The organism is Deltaproteobacteria bacterium (assembly GCA_019309545.1).
In the GTDB taxonomy this organism is placed as follows: Bacteria; Desulfobacterota; Desulfobaccia; order Desulfobaccales; family Desulfobaccaceae; genus Desulfobacca_B.
On sequence record JAFDGA010000068.1, the window covers coordinates 1 to 3867 of the forward strand.

Genomic DNA, 3867 nt, shown 5'->3' on the forward strand with positions numbered 1-3867 from the left:
CAAGCTCTGCCTGATAACGCGACATTTCTTCTCAATCATCCAAAACCGGTATAAATGGACGACGTGGTAAATAAATCCTCTTCTGGTGATGAGGAAGTTCACCTCCTGGACTATGTTTTGGTGCTGGCCAAACATAGCCAGATGATTATTTATGCCAGTGTGGCGGTGACGTTTTTAACGTATCTGATCCTTTGTGTCAGCCCTGATATGTATACCGCCTCGGCGCGTTTGCTGCCGCCGCAGCAAAATATGACTATGAGCGCTCAACTGCTGGAGACCCTGGGAGGCAGTGCCCTTCCTACCTCGACTAGAAGCAGTGGTCTGGGAGGAATGGCCGCCAGTATGCTGGGTCTCAAGTCGCCGGGCGAGCTCTATGTCGGAATGCTGCAAAGCAATACCATCTTTGATTACATAATCCAGCGCTTTAATTTGCGAGAAGTATATGATCAGGAATACATTGAGGATGTGCGGGAAGAATTAAGCCAAAGAGCCGAGATCAGCACTAGCGATACCGGACTCATTGCAATAAATGTAACTGATGAACAACCCCAACAGGCGGCGGCAATGGCCAATGCCTTTGTGGACAAACTGGATAAACTCTTACAAGAGATGGCCTCTAAAGAAGCCAGGGAGCGTCTGGCTTTCCTAGAGAAAGAATTGGCCGCGGCCAGCAAAAAGCTTACCCAAGCCGAGGAAGAGTTGCGCACTTTTAGCGAACAACGCAGCGTGATCCAGATCGAAGATCAGACCAGAGGGATGCTCGAATATATAGCTAATTTGCGGGCTGCCATCGATGCCAAGGAGGTAGAACTCCAGGTTTTGCGGCAGCAGGCCACGCCATATAACTATCAGGTCATAAATCTGGAAACTGAGATCAAAAGTTTGAAAGAAAAACTGCGTGAGGCCGAAACTCAAGCAGACAAAACCTGCATCGGTGAAGCCTGCCTGGCTACTTCCAAGGTCCCGGCTCTGGGTTTGGAATATATGCGGTTATATCGGGAAGTTAAATTCCAAGAAAGCCTGTACCAGCTTTATACTCGGATGGTCGAGATCGCCCGCTTGGACATGGTACGCGATGCGGCGGTGGTACAGGTCGTGGACCAGGCTATCCCACCTGAGAAAAAATCCAAGCCTAAACGTATGCTTATGTCAATAGGAGCGGGGGTTGGTACCTTTTTTATGATGATATTTGTAGCCTTTGGTCGTGAGTATTGGCAAAATATGACCCGCTCCGAAGCAGATTCACCTTGCCTCGCACAATTGGGCAAATATATCCAGCAGTGGGGGCAAGATCTGCAAAAATTGTTTCCTTGGCGAAAAAAGCTGAAGACCAAAGCATAATCTCTAACTTCTTGGATCGAAGCTAATTCTCCCATCGTTTGTTGCCAAATCCAAAATAACAGAAGGGGAATAAAATATGAGTGTAGAGCAGTTAAAGACTTTGGAAGCAAAGATTGCCAAAAGCAAAAGTATCCTCCAAGAGGCCCTGGGCCGTTATAAGGGTAAAATTGCGGTTGCCTGGACTGGAGGAAAAGACTCCACTACTACCCTGCACCTGCTGCGGGAAATCGGCGGGGGCCAGGTGCCGATCCCGGTTTTGAATATCGATACTACCGTCAAGTTTAAGGAGATTTACGAGTTCCGGGATCGGCTGGCTCAGGAGTGGGGTTTGGATCTGCATATCGAACGCAATGACGAAGCCTTGAAAACCATCAAAATTGCCGCCAATAAGGAAGAATGTTGCCTGAAGTTAAAGACCGAAGTGATAAATAACTCGCTTAAAAAGTATGGTTGGGAGGCCTTGATCACCGGGATGCGGTGGGATGAACAGCCCGACCGGGAAAAGGAAAGCTATTTCTCCCCGCGGGAAAATCCTCAGCATATACGGGTCCATCCCATTCTCCACTTCACCGAGATGGATATCTGGCAATATATCAAGGATAATGACATTCCATATTGTGTGCTGTATCGCCAGGGCTACCGCAGTTTAGGGTGCGAACCCTGCACTAAACTAGGCGCCGCGGGCGGCCCGGAACGAGCCGGCCGGGACCAGCAAAAAGAAGAAATCATGAAACGCCTGCGGGCCATGGGCTATTTCTAATGAACCAAGGCTCCCCCCTTTCCAGAGTAGCCGGCACTTCAGTTGCGGCTCTGGCAGGGAAAATTTTAATGGTAGCGATTGTTTATGCTACCTATCTAGTCTTAGCCCGGTTGTATGGTCCAGAGCTGATGGGGACATTTTTGATTGCTGTCAACATGGTTACCTTCCTGGGCACCATCTGTACGCTGGGACTGAATAATGGCATGCTGCGCTATTCAGCCCTGCTTAAAGAGAACGGCCAGATTGGTCTGGTCAGTCGCCTGGTTTATAAGAATGCGCTGGTCATTATGGGCCTCACCCTACTAACCGCCGGGGTGATTTATTATTACCGGTTCTGGCTAGCTGAATACTTGAATGCGCCGGATCTACCCAAGGTGCTTCTCTGCTTCGCGGTAGCGCTTCCAATCCTGGCGCTCACCTTTCTTCTCCGGGAAACCCTGCGGGGGCTGGGAGCGGTTCTGCTCGCCACCTTGACCGCTTATGTGGCCCAACCGGCCATGCTGTTGGGTCTGATTTTGGCTTTTTATTATATGGTCCCCTGGCTTCCCGATCTGGCCACCGCTCTTTCCGGGGCATTCCTCTTAAGTTTTACCGGAGCGCTGGTTATCTTATTATGGGGTTTGAAAAAATATACCCCTCGCCCTCAGCCAGGGTTAGAAATAAGCCTTCCCTGGAAAGAAATCTGGGGTTATAGTTTAATAGTTTTTTTCAGTGTTGCCTTACAGACCGGCTTAGCCATGCTGGACAGCCTAATTCTGGCATTGTTCCGGACACCTCAGGAAGTTGCTTATTATGGCGCAGCTATGAAGATGGCTGTCTTTGTCAGCCTGCCTCTGATTGCTATTAATGCCATATTGCCTCCTTTATTTGTGCAGCACCACCAACGTGGGGAGGTACGAGAGTTGGAATATGTAGCCCGGAGCACGGCCCGGTGGATGTACTATCTGGCTTTACCTACCTGTCTGCTATTTCTGTTGGTTCCGGTCGAATTGCTGGATTTCTTCGGGCCAGGATTTTCCAAGGCCAAATGGGCCTTGGGGGTCCTCGCTCTGGGGCAACTGGCTAGCGTGTCGGCAGGTTCAGTTTTTTTATTGCTTACTTTGACTAAGAACCAGAAGACTGCCCTCAAGGTGTATGTCTCAGGCTTTAGTATCATTTTACCCCTAATGGCCTTGATGGCCGCAAAGTATGGCTTAACTGGGCTGGCCCTAGCCAAGGCTTTTGGCCTGGCTTTGCTAAATGGTCTGGGGGCCTGGCAGGTATGGAAGACATTGGGAGTGTTAAGTTTCCCCAGCGAGATCATTCAGTTAACCTTATTATCTTTGGGGGCCTTTGGGCTTATATGGATTTTGCACTATAACTATAGTCCCCCGTTGATCTGGACTTTATTAAGCTTTGTCATCCAATATTTGATAATTTTTTCGCTCATTGCCCGGCGTTGTGGGGACTGGCAACTATTGAAAGCTATACCACGGAGAGCTAGGGGTTGAAAACATGTCAAACAATCTGCCCAATATCATTATGATCGTTATGGATACTGTAGGGGCTAAGCACATGTCTCTTTACGGTTATCATCGCCGCACCACACCGAATTTAGAGGAGATTGCGAAAGAGTCTACTTTTTACTCCCGTTGTTATGCTCCTGGAAATTGGACGCTTTCTTCACACGCCTCATTATTCACCGGCCTCTACCCGAGCGAACATTTGGTAGATGGTTCAGCTTTAACTCCTCATACCTTAACACTTGGTAAAAAACTCCAACATAT

At 48.8% G+C, this 3867-nt stretch carries 4 protein-coding genes; all 4 read left to right on the forward strand.

The window, feature by feature from the left end:
* The first annotated feature begins 54 nt into the window (after positions 1-54).
* Positions 55-1341, forward strand: a complete 1287-nt coding sequence (locus JRG72_11525; GenBank protein MBW2135833.1) for a hypothetical protein — start codon at positions 55-57, stop codon at positions 1339-1341.
* Positions 1342-1417: 76 nt separating this feature from the next.
* Positions 1418-2101, forward strand: coding sequence for a phosphoadenosine phosphosulfate reductase family protein (locus JRG72_11530; GenBank protein ID MBW2135834.1), 684 nt, complete (start codon positions 1418-1420; stop codon positions 2099-2101).
* 68 nt (positions 2102-2169) lie between these two features.
* The gene (locus tag JRG72_11535) at positions 2170-3591 is read left to right on the forward strand and encodes a hypothetical protein (GenBank protein ID MBW2135835.1); all 1422 of its coding nucleotides are present in this window, start codon (positions 2170-2172) and stop codon (positions 3589-3591) included.
* Between the two features lie 4 nt (positions 3592-3595).
* The coding region (locus JRG72_11540) for a sulfatase-like hydrolase/transferase (GenBank protein MBW2135836.1) at positions 3596-3867 on the forward strand (272 nt) is incomplete at its 3' end.

Excerpts from the sequence above, each read along its gene's own strand:
- JRG72_11530 (MBW2135834.1), top strand. The coding sequence starts at position 1,418 with ATGAGTGTAGAGCAGTTAAAGACTTTGGAAGCAAAGATTGCCAAAAGC.
- JRG72_11535 (MBW2135835.1), top strand. The coding sequence starts at position 2,170 with ATGGTAGCGATTGTTTATGCTACCTATCTAGTCTTAGCCCGGTTGTAT.
- JRG72_11525 (MBW2135833.1), top strand. The coding sequence starts at position 55 with ATGGACGACGTGGTAAATAAATCCTCTTCTGGTGATGAGGAAGTTCAC.